Here is a 19,829-nt window from a genome sequence, read left to right as displayed (position 1 = left end):
GAAGTGCTTGATATGATGTCTATGCTGAAGAAAATTGTTCTTTTCCCGATTTCTCTCTTTGTGGCGTTTCTAGCTCTGATGGCAAGGTGGCTGCTAACCCTGTCCAGCTATGTAGTTGCTCCGCTGATGCTCTACATCTTCGGCTGCGGCATCTACACTGCTTACCGTCAGACTTGGAATCAGTTCTTTATCCTGCTGGTGGCCGAGTTCATCTGCTTCATCCTCTTTTTTGGTGCAACTGCCATCACCGAGAGCATCGGGCGTTTCAGTGAGTGGCTTACAGAACTGTGAGGGATGCTATGAGCAAACAGAAGATAGAAGATTGTTATTTTGAACACAACAGCACGATTTTTTCTGAGATGCTGGGTGAGGATGAAGAGTATCTGCGACTGAGAAAAGCCAAAAGAGCAGCTGAGGAAGCCTTGCAGAGCGTTATCAGCAAAGAAGCGTGGAAGCAATATCTCGCCTTAGATGAGATCTGCAACGAGTTGGAATGTGCCCGATACAAGGCGATGTATCTTGCAGGGGCAGCAGACTGCAAAAAACTAGAAGAATGATTCAGATGTCGCCTCCGGGCGGCATTTTTTCTTTGCAATAGGGGGTGATGATGCTGGCAGCAACACGGCTGATTGCGCTGCATAAAAACAAGGGAAAGTCTGTTGCGGCCTGCCTGAAGAGTCGCACGGACTATGCACAAAACCCGGATAAAACGGAGCAGGGGCAGCTTGTAAGCAGTTATAAATGCAGCCCCTTGACTGTAGATGAAGAATTTATGCTTACCAAGCGGCAGTACGACCTTGTGAACGGACGCAGGCAGAAAAGCGATGTCATCGCTTATCAGATACGGCAGTCCTTCCGTCCGGGGGAAATCACCGAAGAAGAGGCTAACAAGGTGGGCTACGAACTGGCCATGCGCTTTACCAAGGGCAAGCACGCCTTTGTAGTGGCAACGCACACGGACCGGCAGCACATCCACAACCATGTGATCTTCAACTCCACAGCGTTGGATGGCAGCAGAAAGTTCCGGGATTTTTTCTTTTCGGCGTTGGCAGTGCAGCGGTTGAGCGACCTGATTTGCTTAGAACACCAGTTGTCTGTCATTGAAAAGAAGCCCTACCGGGAACGGCAGAAGCGCATCGTCTACCTGCCTAAGGAGAGCAACCGTGACCGCCTGTGCGGAATCATCGACACAATCCTTGCAGAAAAACCGGGGGATTACGAAGCGTTTCTGCAAAAGCTGGAGCAGCAGGGCTATGAGGTGAAGCGTGGCAAGTACACGGCGGTGAAGGGCAAGGGACAGAAACGCTTTATTCGGTTCCGAACTCTGGGCACCGTCTATGGCGAGGACGAGATCAAGGCGGTGCTGGAGGGAAAGGCTGAGCACAAGCCCTATCAGAAAAAGCCACCCAAAGAACAGCCCTTCCAGTTGCTGGTGGACATTCAGGGAAAAATGGCAGAGGGCAAAAGTGTCGGCTACAAAAAGTGGGCAACCAAGTTCAACCTGAAAGAGATGTCCAAGACGCTGCTGTTCTTGCAGGAGCAGAAAATCGGTAGCGCAGAGGAACTGAGGGAGCGTGCAGCGGCGGCAACCGAGCGCTATCATGCCATGGGCGATTCCATCAAGGCGGCGGAAACGAGGTTGGCCGAAATCGCCGTCCTGAAAACCCACATTATCAACTATGCCAAGACTCGCCTGGTCTATGATGCCTACCGCAAGTCGGGGTACAGTAAAAAGTTTTTGGAAGCTCACCGGGAAGAGATCACCCTGCACAAGGCGGCGAAGGCTGCCTTTGACGAGGCAGGATTGCAAAAGCTGCCGAAGGTCAAGGAGTTGGATGCGGAGTTCTCAGAACTGCTGACCCAAAAGAAAGCAGCCTACCCGGACTACCGCAAGGCACGGAACAAGATGCAAGAACTGGTTCGTGCGCAGAAAAACGTAGAACGCTTTTTTGCAGAGGAAAAGGACACCACCGAGAAAACCCGGACCCGATAAACGAATACCGCCGAGGAGCTTTCCCAGTTGGGAGGCATCCTCGGTGGATTTTTGTTTATGCAGCAGGTTTAAGATGTTGGATTTATTCTGTTAAAACTCAGTCCTACTCTCTGCAGGTCACGGCATCCAAGTCAACGCCCTGCTTTTGCTGCCCGGTATTTTCCGGCAGAGAACGGCAAAGTTTTTTACTTGAAACGGTGCGCGGATACAATATAATAAGGATGGATAGAAAAATAACATTCGAGCAGCTCTAAGGTTCTGCTGCCCGGAAAGGAGCTTACTGTTATGCGCTATACCATCAGTGAGATGGCATCTCTGCTTGGTGTCACAACCCATACTTTGCGCTACTATGAAAAAATGGGCCTGATCCACCCCGAGGTCAACGAGGATACCGGCTATCGTTACTATACAGTCACTGATACCCGGCGGTTCAACCTGTGCAGGGAACTGCGGGCGGCAGAGCTCTCGCTGGAAGAATGCCGGGAGCTGATCGGCGCACCCACGGTGGAGCAGAGCGACGCCATGTTCAACCATCAGATCGCCCAGCTGCGGCGCAGGCAGGTGCTGGACGAACTGGCCATCCGTTTTTTGGAACACAAGCGGGAGCAGTACCGTACACTGGAACAGGATGTCGGGCGCATCTGGGTGCAGAATTTCCCGGAAATGTGGCGACTGACCTTCTCACAGGAAGAAGCAGCAGACCGGGATAAAGAATTGCAGCAGGAAAAGGCTGAATGGCTGGAATGTATGCCTGCGACCCGCTGGGTGAGCCGCCTGCCCCGGCGGGTGATGGAGCAGTTTCGGGTGGGACGCAACGAGTACGACTACGGCCTTATGATTGAGGCCGATGCCGCCCGCAGGCTGGGGCTGAAGCGCACAAAGCATGTGGAGGTGGTGTGCGGCGGAGACTATCTGACTACCATTTGGAAAAAGGATTATCGCGGGTCCTTTGGGTGGGACTCACTGGACGACCTGCATGCGGAGATCGTGCAGCGCGGGTTCCGTGCGGTGGGCGAGACCTTCAGCAGCATCGCTGCTAGCCGGGAGCAGCCCGATGGGAGCATCGTGAATTACCATCTGACGCGGACAAAAATATATACATAAAATTGCAATATCACGAGAATTTGTTATATCAGACAAATTCTTGTGATATTTTTGTCAAAATAGCCCTTGACCTTCGCGCTGCTCTAACGTGTAAGCTTTGTTTATCCAGTAACAAAGTCTGCGGACTTTGCTGCCAAACACGGATCACACGAAGAAAAGGCAAGGAGAACGATTATGAGCGAAAAGATTTCCCGTCGCAACTTCCTGCGCACTGCTACCTTGGGTGCAGCTGCCGCAGGCCTGCTGGCCGGCTGCGGCAACAGCGCAGCTGCTGGCAGCACTGCTGCCGGTACCTATACCGCAGGCACCTACAGCGCCACTGCTACCGGCATCAACACCACAACGCCTGTCACTGTGACCATGACCTTCAATGCAGATACCATTACCGATGTGCAGATCGATGTGGCAAACGAAACCAAGGGTTACGGTGCCGATATCGCCGATGAGATGGTGAAGAAGATCTTGGATGCACAGTCCAGCGAGGTGGATGGCCACTCCGGCGCTACCATCACCTCCGACGCCATCAAAAAGGCTGCCGAGAGCTGCATCAATCAGGCCAAGGGCGTGGCCGTTGCCCCCACCGAGGCCAACAAAGCTGAGACCGTTGTGCCCGAAGGACTGACCACCGAGGAAGTGGAGTCCTCTGTCTGTGAGCTAGGCGACATCACCCCTGACGAGACTAAGGACTTTGACGTGGTCGTTGTGGGCGCCGGTGCTGCCGGTGTGCCTGCTGCCGGCTGGGCAGCTGAACTGGGCGGCCATGTGGCATTGCTGCAAAAGCAGAGCATCGTGGTCAGCCAAGGCAACTGCGGTTCCGCCATCATCAAGTCCAAGTCCACCGAGGCTGGCAAGAAGATGTGGGTGCACATGACCAACAGCCTGTGCGACTGGCGCTCCAATACCGATATCCTGAACGCTTATGTCGAGAACTCCGAAGAGGCCCTGATGTGGTACCTGAACCGCGCCGGGCTGACCGATGAGACAGAGTACGGCGACGGCAGCAAGGTGGACAGCAATGCAAACCCCTCTGATCTGCTGCACAATGACGAGAAGGGAATCTTTGCCTACATGTGCACCAGCCAGGACCTGACCGGTGTGTGGAAGGACCGCATGGACACCTACGACTTCGGCGATGAGCACTGCTACTTCTTTGCACCGTGGATCGGCCCCAAGCCCAAGAACGTGGGCGACGTGCTGGCCACCGTGCTGGAGAATGTGCAGGCCAAGAACTCCAATCTGGAGACCTTCTTCAACACCCCCGCCGTCAAGCTGGTGCACGCCGACGGCAAGGTGACCGGCGTCATCGCCAAGGATGAGAGCGGCAAGTACATCCAGTTCAACGCCTCCAAGGGCGTTATCCTGGCCACCGGCGACTACATGAACAACGAGGCCATGGTCAAGCGCTGGTGCCCGGACGTGGACGGCTACGACAAGAAGCAGTACCAGAAGACCGGCGACGGTCACATCATGGCCATCGACGCAGGCGCCAAGATGGAGAACCTGGGCCACACCAAGATGATGCATGACTTCGACTCCGGCCTGATGTACGAGGAACCCTTCCTGTACGTCAACATGGAGGGCAAGCGCTTCTGCAACGAGGACACCGGCTTTGTCTACATGGGCAACATCACCAAGTATCTGCCCCGCTACAACGGTGCCAACGTGGATGCCAACCACCCGGACGGCTCTCTGGGCTGGTACTGCCAGATCTACGACAGCGACTACATGAGCTACGCCAACAGCCCCGTGCCGGAGCAGGTGATGACCAAGTACATCCCCGGTGCCGTGGAGAACCCGCAGGGCGTGTTCACCAACCTGATCGACACCTATAAGGCCGACACCATCGAGGAGCTGGCTGCTCTGCTGGACGTGCCCGCCGATGAGCTGCAAAAGACCATTGACCGCTACAACGAGCTGTGCGATCAGGGGACCGATGCGGACTTCGGCAAGAAGAGCGCCTACATGCACAAGATCGAGAAGGCTCCCTTCTGGGGTATCCGCAAGCACATCCGCGTGTCCTCCATCGACAGCGGCGTGAACACCAACGCCAACGGCCAGGCACTGGACGCTGACGGTAACGTCATCGACGGCCTGTACTGCGTGGGCAACGTAGGCGGTGTGTTCTACGGCGGTGCAGACTATCCGTTCCACCAGACCGGTCTGTCTCTGGGTCGTTGCTACACCTTTGGTATGCTGGCTGCAAAGCATGCTATGGGCCAGCTGTAATTTAAGAAAAAGCTGATTTTGGGGCTGTTGCAAAATAGCATCCCTTTATCGCAAAGCTGATCAATCTGAATATTTTTGTACCACCCCTCCGAAAATATCGTTGATGCGGATAGAAAGCTGTACAGAAGGACGTTCTCAGACTGCAGCACACCTGATAAACGAATACCGCCGAGGACTCTTCCCATTGTGGAGGTGTCCTCGGCGGCTTTTTAGTTTATATAGCAGCGGTCCTGTTTTATAAGCCAATCTTCACACAGCCGCTGGGCTTCGTCCTTTGTGCAGCAGGTGCAGTTGAAAAGTTTGCCACGGATGGAACAGTAAGTGTAGTGTACCTTCGGGACTCCATTGGCATCTCGAAAATCAACGCAGCGTTCCTCACCGGGCAGCAGATAGATCGTATCCACGTTCAGCAGCTCCTTTTACCTTCGTTCATGTGCCAAGGGCACAACGCTTGCTATTGTACCATGTGCCGTCCCAAAAGACCATTGCTTTTTTGACCAAAGATACGCGCAAAAATTTTCCACCTTGAAATCACCCAATTGGCGTTGAATAAACACAAATGGATTGTGTATAACAGAAATTGCGACAGGTATGCTATTGGTGTGTAACAAACGCAATTAGAATGTGAGGTCGCTATGAATACGCTTTTGGGTCAACGAATACGAGAGCAGCGCAAAGAAAAAGGATGGACAATCGAGCAGTTTGCAGAACGGGTCGAGTTGTCAGCAAATTATGTTGGAGACTTAGAGCGCGGAGTAAAAATCCCTAAACTGGAAACCTTTATCCGAATCGTCGAGGTGCTGGACGTATCTGCCGATGTGCTGATCCGGGATTCGGTTGCATCTGCTTCCCATGTGGCAGATGATGAACTGTGCAAAAAGTTGAGCCAGCTCACGCCGGGGCAGAAGAAAGCTGCCATTGACATTCTGAATGCATACACCGACAACATTCCCTATATTACAAAATAACACCTATGTCAAAGAACGCCAGCAAACGTGCTGACGCTCTTTCTTTTTGCCCTCAAATAGTCTATAATCAACACTATAAGCGTGCATATAACGCTAATAGTGAGTGTTTGAGGTGAACGACATGACAATCCTACCCAATATCGAAGAAGCAATGGAAGATGCCCGGAATGGAAAGCTGAGTCCGTACTGGCAGAACGATCTCAAACGTGAATGCCTGCATGGAGAGCTATCGGCGGAAGAACGGCTGGCTCTTTCGGAACTGAATTGCATTTTGTCCGAGACTCCACAATGGAGCAGCGAAGAAGAACTGTGCCATGACATGGAGAATATCGGCGGCAGGGTTCGCTTCTGCCGCTTTTGGAATGAGCACTACTCCATGGTGCAGTTGACGGAAGACCGAAACGGAAAATACTCCGCAGCCTACGTTCTGGATGTAGAAACCACCCCGGATGTGCGTAAGGTGGCGGCATTGCAGGCACAAAAAGAACTTGCGGACTGTATGCAGGTGTGGGGCGTTTCGCTTCTGGATGCGCCTGTTCCTGAACAGATGAAGTACGATTCTCTTGCAGAAGCCGCTTCTCACCTCATGCAAGTTTTGAACGACCCAGAGCACATCACCGGGTAAAAAGCGTCCCGAAGGGATGCGCAGCCTGCATTGGGAAAATGCAGATCAAAGGGGCTTGGGGCATTCCCCAACAAGCGTTTTGCAACGCAAAATAAGCAGATGTATATACGTCTGCACTGCTTGCCACAACAATGCGTCCTTTGGGTCCGCAGTTTGAAAATTTTAGATTGGAGAAAAACGCCATGCCAACCTTGGAATGGATCGGTAAAAATAAAGTCGTGAACCATCATCAGGAAGTTCCCTTCCGGGTGCTGGAACGGCAATACAGTTTTGATGAGCAGGGGCAGCACACCGAAAACAACGGCAGCGAGAACATGATTATCCACGGCGATAATCTGGAAGCACTGAAAGGGCGACCAGTTGGAAAATGCTGAATCCCGTGAAAAGATCAAACTGGGCCGTGCATGGCAGAATGCAGCCGGGAGCCAGTATCGTTATTACATGGTGTTCCAGAATAAAGACCTCCATCTGGAGGGTGCTTATCGGTTTGATGAGTTTTTGAAGATTCTGGGAGAACTGTAAACAAGAAGAAGAGTGGCAGCGTTTCGGTTTGAAATGCTGTCACTCTTTTTTGTTGTCTGTATCACAGATGAAATAGCCGTTTTATCTTGAAAGCAGCGTAAATATTTATTATAATAAGATAAATAGTTGTGGTTTATTTTGCAAAGGAGCTGTGAAGAATGAATCGAAACTGCCGTCGCAAAACGGAAAAGATCTATGTGAAAGTGACTTCTGATTTTGATGCAACAGGCTATATGCAGCCCCGGCAGATCACATGGGGCGATGGTCGGACGTATCCCATCGAACAGGTGCGGGACTTTCGCCCTGCAAATACCATTGCCGATATGCCCGGCGACTGTTATACTGTAATGGTAAAGGGGCAGGAACGGCACCTGTTTTTCGAGCGTTCCGACCCACGGTTTCCCTCCCGGTTCGGCAGATGGTTCGTGGAGGTGGAAACCAAATAACACAGAGGAGGGCTGAAGTATGACAGCACAGCGCACCTATCTGGCAATCGACCTGAAAAGTTTCTATGCCTCGGTGGAGTGCGTGGACCGCCATCTGGACCCCCTGACCACCAATCTAGTGGTGGCGGACGCCTCCCGCACCGAAAAGACCATCTGCCTTGCGGTGTCGCCGTCCTTAAAAGCCTACAAGATACCCGGCAGAGCACGGCTGTTTGAAGCCGTTCAGCGGGTGAAAGAGGTCAACGCTCAGCGGCTGCAAACTGCCATCCGTCAGCAAAAGGCAGTCCGGGGAGAAGATGGCAAGTACCACTTTGCCAGCACCTCTTTTGATGCCAATGCCCTGAACGCAGACCCGACGCTGGGGCTGAGCTACATTGTTGTGCCGCCCCGGATGCAACGGTATCTGGACGTTTCCACCCAAATCTACAAGACCTACCTCAAATATGTGTCCCCGGCAGACATTTACCCCTACTCCATCGACGAGGTTTTCATTGATGTGACGGGCTATCTGCCTTATTATCACATGAGCGCCCATGAACTTGCCATGACCATGGTGCGGGAGGTGCTGTACAACACCGGCATCACCGCAACGGCAGGCATCGGCACCAACCTCTACCTTGCAAAGCTGGCCATGGACATTGTGGCAAAGCATATCCCGGCGGACAAGGACGGTGCCCGCATTGCAGAGCTGGATGAGCAGTCCTATCGGTATCTGCTGTGGAACCACAGACCCCTGACTGATTTCTGGATGACCGGTCCCGGAACCGTCAAGCGGCTGGAAGCTCATGGCATCTACACCATGGGGGACTTGGCACGGTTCTCCATCCATGGAGAAGATCGTCTGTACGAGATTTTCGGCGTGGATGCAGAAATTCTCATCGACCACGCATGGGGCTACGAACCCTGCGGCATGGAGCAGATCAAAAGCTACAAGCCCAGCACCAACAGCATCAGCGAGGGGCAGGTGCTATCCACTCCTTACCCGTATGATAAAGCAAAACTCATTGTCCGGGAGATGGCGGAGATTCTGATGTTCCGGCTCACGGAAAAGAAGCTGGTGGCGGAATCCATCACCTTGGAGGTGGGCTACGACCGGGAGAACGTGGACAAGGGCGGCTACCGTGGTCTGACCCAGACCGACCGCTACGGCAGAATCATCCCCAAAGCGGCACACGGCACCGTCCGGTTCGACGCTCCTACCAATCTAGGCAGCACCATCATCAACGAAAGCGCAAAGCTGTTTGAGCGCATTACTAACCCTGCGCTGACGGTGCGGCGCGTCACCCTCAACGCCAACAAGGTCACCCCGGACGAGGGCATCTATCAGGTGGACTTTTTCACAGACACAAAGAAGCTGGAAAAGGAGAAAAAACTCCAGCAAGCCATGTTGGGCATCAAGAACAAGTACGGCAAAAACGCCGTGCTGAAAGCCAGCAGCTACGAGGAAGGTGCCACCATGCGCCAGCGCAACGCGCAGATCGGCGGGCACAGCGCGGGAGGTTCGGATGGAAAACTACAAAAATAGCAAGATTGGACAAGAGACTGCCCAAAAGTATGGGGACATCATAGAGATGGAACGCCCCCAGACCGAAGAATCCCTTCGCAAGCATCCCCGCATGACCTTGCAGAACCGGGCGAAGATCTTCTCTCCCTTTGCAGCACTGCGGGGTTATGATGAGCAGCTTGCCGCAGAAAAGCAGCGCACCGAGCGTGTGCCCAAGCGCATTCTGACCGAGGAAGAAATGTCGGCTCTGTCCGATCGGCTGATGCAGGTCACCAAGGGCATGACCATCACAGTGCGGTATTTCAAAGAGGATACCGCCCACCCGGAGATTCCCGCAGTGGGTAACTACATCACGCTGACCGGAAAAGCGGACCGCATCGACCCAGTGTTCCGCACCTTGCAGGTGGGCGAAACCGTGGTGCCCTTTGAAGATCTGGTTGAAATCAGTGGGGAAAGCATCATGGAGATTGACCAATATCTCGGCATTACAGAGGATTAAGCACAAAAAGGCCACCAGTCGAAAAAACGGCTGGTGGTCTTGCTTACTTATGATGTATCGCCGGGAGCTGTTTGATTTTATTTCCGACTTTTTTGCGTTCCAGTGAGAACACCATGTCTGGAGTGCGCTCAAAAAATCCTATGTCGCGCCGCCAGCTCGTGCCACATTTGCAGTGAAACAGGCCAATGAACTGCTGCTTCATTTTACGTCCGCAGTTCGGACAGATTCGCTTGCTGGCTCTCATAAAAGTTTACTGGAGCTTGGCAACAATTTCATCGGCGGACATACCGCTGGCAAGCAGCTTTTTCAATACGGATTCTGCTTCAGCCTTTTTGGATTCTTCTGCGGCCTTTTTTTCGGCAGCAACCTTTTTTGCCTCTGCTTTAGAAAGTTCCTTTGCTGCAACCTTCAAAGCAGATTTTTTACTTTTTAACTGTTCCTTCAGTGTGTTAATGTTGTCAGACAGTGCGGTAATCTCGGTTTCAATTTGTTCCTTGGCTGCGGTCTTTTCAGCAACAATAGCCGCATAGTCAATATTTGCTTTCTTGGTACGCACTGCATTCTTGCTTCCTTTTGGTCTAGCCATAATAGTCCCTCCATCTAGTATTGGAATTTAGCTAATATAAGTATATTCTTTCTGTCTCGAAATGGCAATGCTTTCTTAGACAATAAGAGCGGAGCCTTTTGCAAGGCCCCGCTCTTATTGCTGCCGTTAAGCAGAAAATGAAAATGAAGGAGATTTATCTGACAATTTGGCTTCTTTCCACGGAGATTCGTTTGAGTTTCGTAGCTGCCTGTTTCGTTCCGACGCTTCAGCAAACGATATATCGAACAGGTGTTTACAGAAAAGCACTTTGCCAGTTCTTTTACGCTAACGCCTTTGTCGTATGCTTCCAAAATCAATTTTCGAGCTTCATTGTGCAGCATAGTTCTCACCTTCTTTGCCTCTGTTATACCTCTTTTTGCTCAAAAGTTAAAGTACTGTGCTGTATTATTGAAAATTGCTATAATGTGATGGTGCTGTCGATTTCTTTAATAAGCTTTTCCGTGTTCTGACTTCTTCCAATTTACAACCGGTAGCACCTACGCAAATAGCCACGCTCAATGCAATTGCCGCAATATGCTTTTTCTTTAATCGCATAAAAATCTTCCAAGCTTCTATTCCCTAGGCCGAACGTATTAGTTACGCAGTGCTTTTTCACGCACTTCCGGCGACGCTGCGACAAGTAGATCGTAGAGGTTGACCATATCGGTGACGGCCTGTCGGTCGTCGGCAGTCCATGTGTAATCGTACTGCGCACCGGATGCACCGGAATATCTTGTGATGATGGTTTTGGCACTGAGCATCTCACGCAGCCAATCGATTTCGCTGGGCTCCATCTCAAAATTGGAGAGGCCCACCAAACTTTTTTGTCTGTATCATAGGCGTAATCTGTATAATCCGGGTCGCACTCGTAAGAGTACAGATTATCTCCAGCGCGGACATAGACTGTGTTCAGGTCGATGCAGGAAGAGCCGTTGTAGGAAAAGTCCTCGTCGAAATACACGTCCTTGCATCCGTCGAAGATGTAGATCCACGGAGAAAGGCAGCAGGTCTTGTTTTTCTCGGCCTTGTCATAGATTGGGCTGTCAAACTGCCAGCTCCGCTGTACCTCGTCATACTTGACGTTCACCTTCGCAATGGCGGCTTTCAATGCCTGAACTTGGGCTTCTTCGTCGTCATTCATTTCTTTGATCTGCGCAAGCGAGGTGCACCCGGCGGGGCTGATCGCCAGCGCGGGTAACGCAGTGCCTGCCATCAGTGCTGCCACAATTGTGCCTGCCGCAATTGTGCCTGCCGCAATAACTTTGCATTTTTCCGAAATTTTCATTTGATTTTCCTCTTTTCTCTTGACGTCGGCTCATGGCTGTTGTAACATAAAATTATAGATACAACAAAAAGGAGTGTTTTGGCGTGATGACAAATGAAGAAATCCTTGCTATCCTGCGGCAGTACCCTGATCTGGTCCCCGAGGTTCTGGCCATCCTGACCGAAGCCCCTGCCAAAACAGATCTGCCGTTTGTCGGCTGATTCACTCCGGCTTTGCCCGGGAGCGCAGCAGCGTTTCCACCGCGTTGCGCTGCTCCGGCGTTGCGCTGTTAAGCAACGCCACAATTTCCTGCATCTGTTTGTCGAGCTCGCCCATCCCGGCGGGCTCTTTTTTGTGCCCATAAGCTCTTCAACGGTAATGCCAAAGAAGCTCAAGCCGTTTTCAGAGAGTATTGATTTTAGAGTTCAACTCACTATCCGTTGCATCCGGATATTCTTTTCGATAGGTATCCTTGAGTGCATCATACATTTTTTTCTGGTCTTCGCTTCCGATACCAAGTTTTCCCGAAAGATAATCCGAAAAAGTCGCGCCGCTTTCGATTCCATGTTCCTTCATGAATTCAATCAAGTCATTCGGCATTTCTTCTGAGATTTTGCCCTCATTCCTCAGATCTGCGGTACTGTGCCAGAACTCCGGCGGAAGTTCTACATTATATTTTTCCTCCACTTGTTTTACATACAACCCTGCGCCGATTGCAGCATAGGTTGCTCTTTCTTTTTCATCCATTTCCTTGAGACGTTCTTCATCGACCTTGATATCATTCCGCAGATATTCAATATAATCGTTGGTCGAATCAAAGTCTTCCGGCTTTTTGTCAGCCATTTCTGCTTTCAATCCGATTTCTTCCGGCGTTTCTTCCTTTGGCTTTTCTGTTAACGCGTCTGCCACCGCGATGATTGCGTCGATCACCAGCGTCAGAATTTTTCCCAGTACGATATTTGTGATACTCGGTGTGATACCCGGAATCGGTCCAGTCACCAAATCTTTAGCAAAAGCTCCAACTGCCGACATTAATTCACCGCCAATTTTAGCGCACGTCGAAACAACGGCTGCACCAATAGAAAAAAATGTATCTATACCGATCATAGTATTATTCCTCCGTTACATTTTTACGTTTTACATAACTCCTCTTATTGACGATCCATTGATTTTTTCCACAGCATCGTTCTCCATATAGGACTTAAAAAATTCTTTTATGGCCGACCTGCTGTTTTCTGGTATTTCACCTCCAAAAGAGATCCAATTGATAATGTCTTCCAAAGTGACCCATCCGGATTCCACAGACTTTTTCAGCAGTTCTGCATAGTCTCTTCTATACCACGCATCTTTTTCTTTTCTCTCCTTTCTCCACAGCCGTATGATCTGATCTGGAATATCACTTCGGATAAACCTCCACACGTCTCCCAGTGCTTTTTCATCCCCTTTGCTTGTAACAGGCATAAATATTTTTCGTTTGCATTCTCCACTGTAATATTGCAGGACCCGTTCGGTCAGGAGCGCATCGCTCAAAGGCGCGTCATCCGTGCTGGTCTCTCCCTTGACCTGAACCAGCATTGCCTGACCATAACCGTCTGAGAATACGACCGCTCTTCCCGTATCGAGATTGGACAAGAAGCTTTTTTGTTCATCATTCAGGGCAATCGTGTTGCCCACAGCCTCTTTATCATCCTGCGCGAATATGCGGTGGATTATTTTGGTATTCGTATTCTTCAGAACCTCTGATGCCAGCTTGTTTGGGATCTGATCCACTATCATCAGACACTCCCCATATTTTCTGATCTCCGCCAGCATATCGGAAAAGGTTTCCACGCCTTGCTTTTTATTTTTACTATCTCCAGCTGTGTACTTACTCAGAAGACGATGAGCTTCTTCGACAAGCAGGATGTGAGAATGCTTTTTTCCTGTTTTCAGGTACCTTTCCCGGATTGCCTCATTCAGAGCAGACATGATAAAGCCCATGATCAACGCTTTTTCATTTCCGTTCCGGATATTCTCCAGCTCCAGAACCACTTGTTTATCCAGCAGCGCATCAATATCAATGGAACGCGGTGTGTTCAGCATTGCCCCCTTGGCACCAAGCGTCAGGCTCTGGAGCATGGCACGGATCGAACCAATATATTCGTCCTTCAGCCTCTCGTCAAAGCCCTGTTCAATGACAATTTCAGGAACCACCTTTAAAAATTGCTTGATTGTCGGGAACGCATGAACGCCATCTGCAAACGGATCATCGTATTTTGTGTTGTAATTGTTTGCAATGTCCCAACCGCAGTTTTCATAGCAACGGTAAAGTGCGGCTTCAATGATTTGAGGCTCTGCGGCTTCCTGATCAAACGCTGCTTCTAGACTGGCTTTGATCATATCCACATGCGATGTGATGCTTTCTTTCGGCATAAATTCAAACGGATTCAGCCGAAATGGGGCAACGTCATCATTTCCTAACGTAAAAACCAGAAGATTTTCACAGGCGGGATATTTCTTCATAATGCGGTATTCTGTCTTTGCCGGTTCTATCACAAGGAAGGGCAGCCCACTTTGCAGCAAGATCTTCTGACAGGTCGTCGTTTTTCCGCTTCCTGTCACACCAGCAATAAAAATATGCTTATCCAGTATCTCTTTATCCAGATAAACAGGCATCCTGTCCACATCGATTCCATCCTGAACCATCGTTCCCAGTCCAATTTGATTTTTTTGCATCGGAACGGAATAGTTCAGACCAAACTCCACCTGCTTTTGCAGACGCATCCCGATGACTTCCCTTTGGGGAAGCCCTGCAATGACGGACAGTTCATTTGTTGAGATCCAGTTGCTCATAAGCGCAGTCCTGTCCGGGCGAACGCTTTGCGACAAGAATGTTCTGGCTTTGCATTGTTCCGCTGTATCATAAACGGAGCAGCTTGGAATCTGGAATTGTTTCATAAAAGCAATCTGATTCTTTGCGTTGCTATCGCTTCGGCCTGAGATTCGGAATGCACGCAGAGGAACACGATTTCCCTGTTTTCCGGAATAAAGCGACAATGCGGTGTTTTCCAGCTTGATTTGAGATGTTGCATACTCGGACATCACATAAAAAGCCGTCATGAAAAGGCCTTTGCCGCGGCCGTAATCAATGCGAGGAAACAGCACGTCATCGCAATACTTGATCCATTCCTGTGCGCATTTATTCAGATGCTCTTTCGTGACGCTGGTAGATTTCCCTTCAGACTTACTGCTCTGTACGGAATCTGAATGGGATGTACCGGAATTTTTCTGCTTCGTCTCCGACGTCCCGGTCTGCGTGCTGTGACTGCTCCCTTCCGTGCCGCTGTTAGAGGTACTGCTCGAACCGCTGCTTGAAGTTCCCTTTGTCGTACTCTGGTTGTGCTCATTTGAAACGTTACTGCTTTTTGCCGTGGAAGTTGAGCTGCCTTCAGTTGCTCCATCTGTTTTTGTGATGGAGCTGCTGCTTCCGCTGTTGCTTCCGTCCTGCAAACTCACCTTAACGTAGGTATTCAGTTCTGAATAGGCCTCATGCAGATTCTGTTCCAAAGCAGCAATTTCTTCCGGCTGGATCGCCTGCGCAACAATGAGGACGCAGAAATCGTTGCCGCGCATTACATCCACCAGACGATCCACACCTTGAAATTCTTCGTTATCCTTGATGCTTCCAGCTACGCCCTCGATACGAGAAACGAATTTTTTTGTACGAACCTTCTCCAACACGTTGTTTTTTTCTGTCGTACTGGGTTCTTTGATCTTACAGCCACGAAAATTTCCTTCCAGACTGGCTTTCAGGATACTTTCACCGACTTCCGGTACATTCAGTCTCTGGATCTCCGGCATTGCATCTGAGTCCACGCGATTCAGGCCATAGTAAAATTTCACGCCATGCGAATCGCCCATCAAGAGATAAATAAAATTGTAACCGGGGACCCTGACTGCGCTGAGCACGTTTTCCAGTGCTTCTTTTCTTGGTGCATGATCCTTGTCATCATAGGTGATCTCTTCGATCTGATAGAGGATGATCTCCTCATTTCCGATCCCGGCATTGCCATATCGCTTTGTCGCATTTGGATCAACGACCTGTCTCTCTTTTCCAGGTGCAGTCAAATAATGAAAACGTTCATCCTGTAAGTATCGTAAAACTTCAGACGGCGCAAACTCTGCGCTGCCTTTCGCTTTTTCATCTGCTGTTCGTGACATATTTTTCTCCTTGAAGCCTATAACATCCTTTTAATCCAGCATGATCTTGGTCGGTCCGAATGTATAGTTGCCAGCGTCGGCGTCCACCTGTGAAGCCGCAACGACGAACTCTATCTCATCGGGCGAAACAGGGCGAAGATACACCATTGCATCCTCATCAACTGCGCTTTCCGGGAAGGAAAGGATTCTCTTCTTCACCGTTGCGCTTTCCATCAGCAGATGTTTAGGAATTTCTGCGGAGGGATCAGAAGTATAGAACAAGTCAAATTCGTTGACTCCCGCATCCAGATATTCGACCCATTTCTGGTAAGCCGAATTCCTGTTCAGGTAATACTTGAAATATTCATCGCTGTCATCGTCGTAAAATCCGACCCAGAACTTGAACTTGATTTCGCTGTCGATCTCTGCCGATTTATCATTGATCACTTTGATGGAGGAGTTCTTGCTGCACTGAACAAGCCCTATCGCCACACCGGTCTTTCCGGTAGGCCGGGTAATGTCGTTTTGTTCGCCGATCCCAATCAGCTCCTCCGCTTCTTTTGTTCCGAGCGGCGGATAGATTTTGAAGTATTCCACGTCATCATCCGGATCACCTACTTCATTCCGGAATTCTGTCGAATACTTTTCGCATTTGTCTCGGAAAGTTTCACGCAGGATCTCAGATTTGCTTGAGTTTCCCGCAAGAAAGATATGAACAGAGTTGATGTTTTTCAGTTCATCCCCATGTTTTCCGCGCACCAGCGAGAACAAAGCATTGAAAAACTTATCCACACCTTGTTCGATCCTCTTCCTGAGTTTGCTGTCCAGCATTTTCACGTCAACAGCCAGCTCAAAATTTTCCAGCTTATTGCCGCTGCTGTCGAAGAGACGCAGTTTTATTACTCCAGCGTCAAACAGCTTTTCGTAACCATCCCTGCGTTCCCAGAACGGACGAAGGCACTCCATCATCTGCCGCATATTTGTCCATGCTTCCTGCGAATCGCTGATCAGCATCTCGTCTCCGCCAAAGTGCTGGCACTGCGGCGGAAGAGGGAATGCGATATGCGCTTTACGCAGCGTATCACGATTTGCCTTGAACACCTCAAAAGCCAGCAACTCCAACAGATTTTCTCCGCCAAGATAGGAGTCTCCACCGTCTCCGAAATGATGGATCACGTATCTGTATCGCCGCTCCTTCGGCCCGGAAGCTTTTCTCCAGACGCCAAAATCAAAGTCCGTTGTTCCACCGCCGAAGTCAAACACGCCATATACGATTTTTTCATCGGACGCCGGAATCAGTCTGTATTCCTGAAGCGCGCAGACTGCATAAGCCGCCGGTTCTCCGGCTCCCTCCTGAACCTGAAATCTTTCCATGTAGGAAGGATCGTTTCTTATTGTCTCAGGGAAGGACTGCGCCAGACCTTTTTTGAAACTGCTCAAAATTTTCTCTCTCACAGATTTTGTATAGGTGACCGGGAACGAAAGCAGATATTTCAGATAAATATGCTTTGTATGCATATTATTGATGTATAAGCCAATGTAATAAGCGTAGATCTCAATGGGATCAAAATCACCGTCTTTCAGATTCTCATAGGGGCTCAGATCAATTTCCGTGCCTTTCTGATCCCTGATCCGGACCCGCCGTTTCGGATCTCCGGCCCATTGTTTCAGGTCGTTGAAAAAGGAAAAATAATCTTCTGTATTTTCATTTTCTTTCCATGCGCCAAACGCCGTATGAGAGATGCAGATGTCCGACCATTTGGTCAGCGGTCTTCCGGCTGTTGCGTTATAGTCTCTGCGAAACGTGTCGATATCGCAGAATTGCATCACGGTTGGATTTTCATAATCAGACGCAGTGGGAGCTTTTTCATACCGCCCCATTCCGATTCGGAGCGGACGAGTGACTTCGTTGCCCTCTTTGCACACAACAACAGTACTTTTGGTTCCAAAGTCGATCCCGATAATTCCGTCTTCCTGAATATCCAGCCGTGGGTCTCTGGCGTAGTAGGTCTTCGCAGCATCTGCATACTGTTGATTTTTCGTTTCGTCCTCCCACAGATCCCACAGACCGCCATTGGGATCCTCCATGATTCTCGGCACATACGGCGTCATATCCGCTCGGATCGTATCGAGTTCCAACAACCTGTCTACGATCTGCTTTTCCTGATTCTCCGAAATTTTTTGCATCGAATCTGCGAACCGTTTCCGAACTTCGCTTTCCGGGAACGTCAGACTGCCAAGGTTCTGAATCTCCCCTTGCACGATCTGGCCGACGATTTTGTTATAGGCCTGCTGATTTACCGCGGCTATATATTTTTTCTCCTGTGCGGTCAATTCGATCAGACCGATTCTATAAAACAGCGCAAGGTTTTTATACTCTGTATTCAGCTGGAAATTTCTGTCTACAAGTACCCGTTGAAGCGCGTTTTTATACTGTGGGATCTTTGCAGTATAGATATCTCCGACGTCATCGTGCTCCCTTCCATCATAGTTCTTTACCGAGTAATCATTCATGGAATAATACTTGCTTGGCGTCCTTTGTCCGCCGATCGTAAATCCGTCCAGATAGCCTCCGGCATGTTTTTCCAGAAATTTGATTCCACGGGTCGTACCAAGAAAATATTTCAGCTCATCCAAGTCAGATACTGCCCAAGGATAATTGGAAGGCAGATTTTTCCTGCATGAATCCTCACGCTGTGAATATCTAAGATAGCTGTCGTGAATATCCATTTGTATTTTGAAGACATCCATAACCAGAAACTGCGTATCAGGATTCGTCGGAAGAAGAACGTTGTTTCCGATGGCAATAAAATCATCTTCCGGCCACTGCTCCAACTGATTTTTAATCTTTTCAATTTCTTCTTGAATCATCGAACCGACCGCGATGCTTTTCACGAATTCATCATCGTCAAAAATCGGAAGCTTCTTTACGGCACAGATTGCGTGATTCGGATCAAATGCGGCGGAAATATTCTGTCGCGGATGACTTTGTCGGTTTTCTGGATTATTTCTGTTTTTGCTCATACAGCGTCTTCCTTTCTATTTTTATACGATCACGAGACTTTTTCTGACGACGGTCTCGCCGTTATAAACATTCACGATCCCCGGTATACAAACCTGCCGTATCTCACCGGAATATCTGCTGCTGTCCGCCGTGCGGATGTGCAGCTTGTCATCAAATGGATCTCCGACATGGCAGTCCATCCATTGAAATATAGGCCGTTGATACTGGTTGTTGATCATTTTCAGAAAATATGTCAGAGTTTCCAGCAAAATTTTCGTTTCGGATTCACCCAGCCTTTCCCATTCCGACTTCATAAAATCCCACAGCGCAAGCACATTATCCTTCTGACATCCCATAGCAAAAAACAAATCTGCTGATTCCGGGCGAATGATGCTCGCAGCCTTCCGAAGCACATCGGACGGCAAAGAGCAATATGCCCGAAACAGTGTCACAGCTTCATCAAAGACGCGGTATCCCGATATTTCATTCTGGATATCTTTGAGCTGCACCGCCTGCTTTGCAGCATATTCCTCATACTGTTTCAGCTTCATTTTTTGATGTTCAAGTTCTTTTCTCTGCACCTCGCATTGCTGTTCTGCCGCAGTTTTAGCTTCAGCCATGCTCTGATTTTTCTGCTTCAGAAGTTCGCTTTCTGCATGAATACGTTCGTTTTCATTTCGCATCTGTTCCAGTTCTGATTTCAGCTCTTCGATTTTATTTTGCAGCTCTTCATTTTTTGCAGAGCCAATCTCACTCGGAGCAGCATCCGATTTCTTTCCCGAAATTATGATCTTCCTGATTTCGGACTGAATCTCCGAATCCTGAAGAGCTGTCAGAAGTTTATCTTTGAATTTTGGTTTTTCGTCTTTGGATTTTTCATCTTTGAATTTTTCATCTTGCATAAATACG

The 19,829-nt window shown here is 49.6% G+C and carries 19 protein-coding genes; 12 read left to right on the top strand and 7 right to left on the bottom strand.

The features are described 5' to 3' along the window. Nucleotides 1-12: 12 nt before the first annotated feature. The 5 genes from ACXPUX_RS14655 (at nucleotide 13) to ACXPUX_RS14635 (ending at nucleotide 5,323) form a co-directional block, all read left to right on the top strand. The gene (locus tag ACXPUX_RS14655; RefSeq protein ID WP_458828963.1) at nucleotides 13-291 is read left to right on the top strand and encodes a hypothetical protein; all 279 of its coding nucleotides are present in this window, start codon (nucleotides 13-15) and stop codon (nucleotides 289-291) included. 8 nt (nucleotides 292-299) lie between these two features. Further along, a complete protein-coding gene (locus ACXPUX_RS14650; protein WP_458828962.1) occupies nucleotides 300-557 on the top strand; it encodes a hypothetical protein in 258 nt (85 codons plus the stop codon). A 53-nt stretch (nucleotides 558-610) separates the two neighbouring features. Beyond that, nucleotides 611-1,993, top strand: a complete 1,383-nt coding sequence (locus ACXPUX_RS14645; RefSeq protein WP_458831257.1) for a relaxase/mobilization nuclease domain-containing protein — start codon at nucleotides 611-613, stop codon at nucleotides 1,991-1,993. 285 nt (nucleotides 1,994-2,278) lie between these two features. Then, entirely contained in the window at nucleotides 2,279-3,097 is an 819-nt protein-coding gene (locus ACXPUX_RS14640) for a MerR family transcriptional regulator (protein ID WP_458828961.1), read from the top strand. A 174-nt stretch (nucleotides 3,098-3,271) separates the two neighbouring features. Continuing rightward, complete coding sequence (locus tag ACXPUX_RS14635) at nucleotides 3,272-5,323, top strand: FAD-binding protein (protein WP_458828959.1); 2,052 nt, start codon at nucleotides 3,272-3,274, stop codon at nucleotides 5,321-5,323. Nucleotides 5,324-5,532: 209 nt separating this feature from the next. Here the strand turns inward: ACXPUX_RS14635 and ACXPUX_RS14630 are convergent, their stop codons facing one another. Further along, nucleotides 5,533-5,727 carry a DUF3873 family protein gene (locus ACXPUX_RS14630; protein ID WP_044959886.1) on the bottom strand — a complete coding sequence of 65 codons (195 nt, stop codon included), beginning with the start codon at nucleotides 5,725-5,727 and terminating at the stop codon, nucleotides 5,533-5,535. Between the two features lie 231 nt (nucleotides 5,728-5,958). Here ACXPUX_RS14630 and ACXPUX_RS14625 point away from each other — a divergent pair, with 231 nt between their 5' ends. The 7 genes from ACXPUX_RS14625 (at nucleotide 5,959) to ACXPUX_RS14595 (ending at nucleotide 9,887) form a co-directional block, all read left to right on the top strand. Beyond that, nucleotides 5,959-6,291 (top strand): helix-turn-helix domain-containing protein, encoded by a 333-nt coding sequence (locus tag ACXPUX_RS14625; protein ID WP_117528073.1) that lies wholly within the window; start codon nucleotides 5,959-5,961, stop codon nucleotides 6,289-6,291. A gap of 112 nt (nucleotides 6,292-6,403) precedes the next feature. Continuing rightward, nucleotides 6,404-6,916, top strand: a complete 513-nt coding sequence (locus tag ACXPUX_RS14620; protein WP_458828956.1) for a hypothetical protein — start codon at nucleotides 6,404-6,406, stop codon at nucleotides 6,914-6,916. A 182-nt stretch (nucleotides 6,917-7,098) separates the two neighbouring features. Continuing rightward, complete coding sequence (locus ACXPUX_RS14615) at nucleotides 7,099-7,290, top strand: hypothetical protein (protein WP_458828954.1); 192 nt, start codon at nucleotides 7,099-7,101, stop codon at nucleotides 7,288-7,290. Further along, nucleotides 7,277-7,438: a hypothetical protein gene (locus ACXPUX_RS14610; protein ID WP_458828952.1), complete on the top strand. Its 162-nt coding sequence runs from the start codon at nucleotides 7,277-7,279 to the stop codon at nucleotides 7,436-7,438. The genes ACXPUX_RS14615 and ACXPUX_RS14610 overlap by 14 nt, the downstream gene beginning before the upstream one ends. Nucleotides 7,439-7,596: 158 nt before the next feature. Beyond that, the gene (locus ACXPUX_RS14605; protein WP_458828950.1) at nucleotides 7,597-7,884 is read left to right on the top strand and encodes a hypothetical protein; all 288 of its coding nucleotides are present in this window, start codon (nucleotides 7,597-7,599) and stop codon (nucleotides 7,882-7,884) included. 19 nt (nucleotides 7,885-7,903) lie between these two features. Beyond that, nucleotides 7,904-9,409, top strand: coding sequence for a Y-family DNA polymerase (locus tag ACXPUX_RS14600; RefSeq protein ID WP_458828948.1), 1,506 nt, complete (start codon nucleotides 7,904-7,906; stop codon nucleotides 9,407-9,409). Further along, nucleotides 9,390-9,887 carry a YolD-like family protein gene (locus ACXPUX_RS14595; protein WP_055189761.1) on the top strand — a complete coding sequence of 166 codons (498 nt, stop codon included), beginning with the start codon at nucleotides 9,390-9,392 and terminating at the stop codon, nucleotides 9,885-9,887. The genes ACXPUX_RS14600 and ACXPUX_RS14595 overlap by 20 nt, the downstream gene beginning before the upstream one ends. Before the next feature lie 250 nt (nucleotides 9,888-10,137). Here ACXPUX_RS14595 and ACXPUX_RS14590 read toward each other — a convergent pair whose 3' ends face one another. The 6 genes from ACXPUX_RS14590 to ACXPUX_RS14565 all read right to left on the bottom strand — a co-directional run bounded on the left by ACXPUX_RS14590 (nucleotide 10,138) and on the right by ACXPUX_RS14565 (nucleotide 19,822). After that, nucleotides 10,138-10,473 carry a hypothetical protein gene (locus ACXPUX_RS14590; RefSeq protein WP_458828945.1) on the bottom strand — a complete coding sequence of 112 codons (336 nt, stop codon included), beginning with the start codon at nucleotides 10,471-10,473 and terminating at the stop codon, nucleotides 10,138-10,140. Between the two features lie 481 nt (nucleotides 10,474-10,954). Continuing rightward, on the bottom strand, nucleotides 10,955-11,758 hold the full coding sequence (locus ACXPUX_RS14585) for a hypothetical protein (protein WP_458828943.1): 804 nt from the start codon (nucleotides 11,756-11,758) through the stop codon (nucleotides 10,955-10,957). Between the two features lie 381 nt (nucleotides 11,759-12,139). After that, a complete protein-coding gene (locus ACXPUX_RS14580) occupies nucleotides 12,140-12,844 on the bottom strand; it encodes a hypothetical protein (protein ID WP_458828941.1) in 705 nt (234 codons plus the stop codon). A 30-nt stretch (nucleotides 12,845-12,874) separates the two neighbouring features. Next, nucleotides 12,875-15,937, bottom strand: a complete 3,063-nt coding sequence (locus tag ACXPUX_RS14575) for an ATP-binding protein (RefSeq protein ID WP_458828939.1) — start codon at nucleotides 15,935-15,937, stop codon at nucleotides 12,875-12,877. A gap of 30 nt (nucleotides 15,938-15,967) precedes the next feature. Next, a complete protein-coding gene (locus ACXPUX_RS14570; RefSeq protein ID WP_458828937.1) occupies nucleotides 15,968-18,940 on the bottom strand; it encodes a hypothetical protein in 2,973 nt (990 codons plus the stop codon). Between the two features lie 21 nt (nucleotides 18,941-18,961). Next, nucleotides 18,962-19,822 (bottom strand): OmpH family outer membrane protein, encoded by an 861-nt coding sequence (locus tag ACXPUX_RS14565; RefSeq protein ID WP_458828935.1) that lies wholly within the window; start codon nucleotides 19,820-19,822, stop codon nucleotides 18,962-18,964. Nucleotides 19,823-19,829 lie beyond the last annotated feature (7 nt).

This window comes from Faecalibacterium sp. PGM34, from assembly GCF_054456555.1.
Note: the sequence above shows the minus strand (reverse complement) of the source record. Positions and strands in the feature narration are given on the sequence as shown.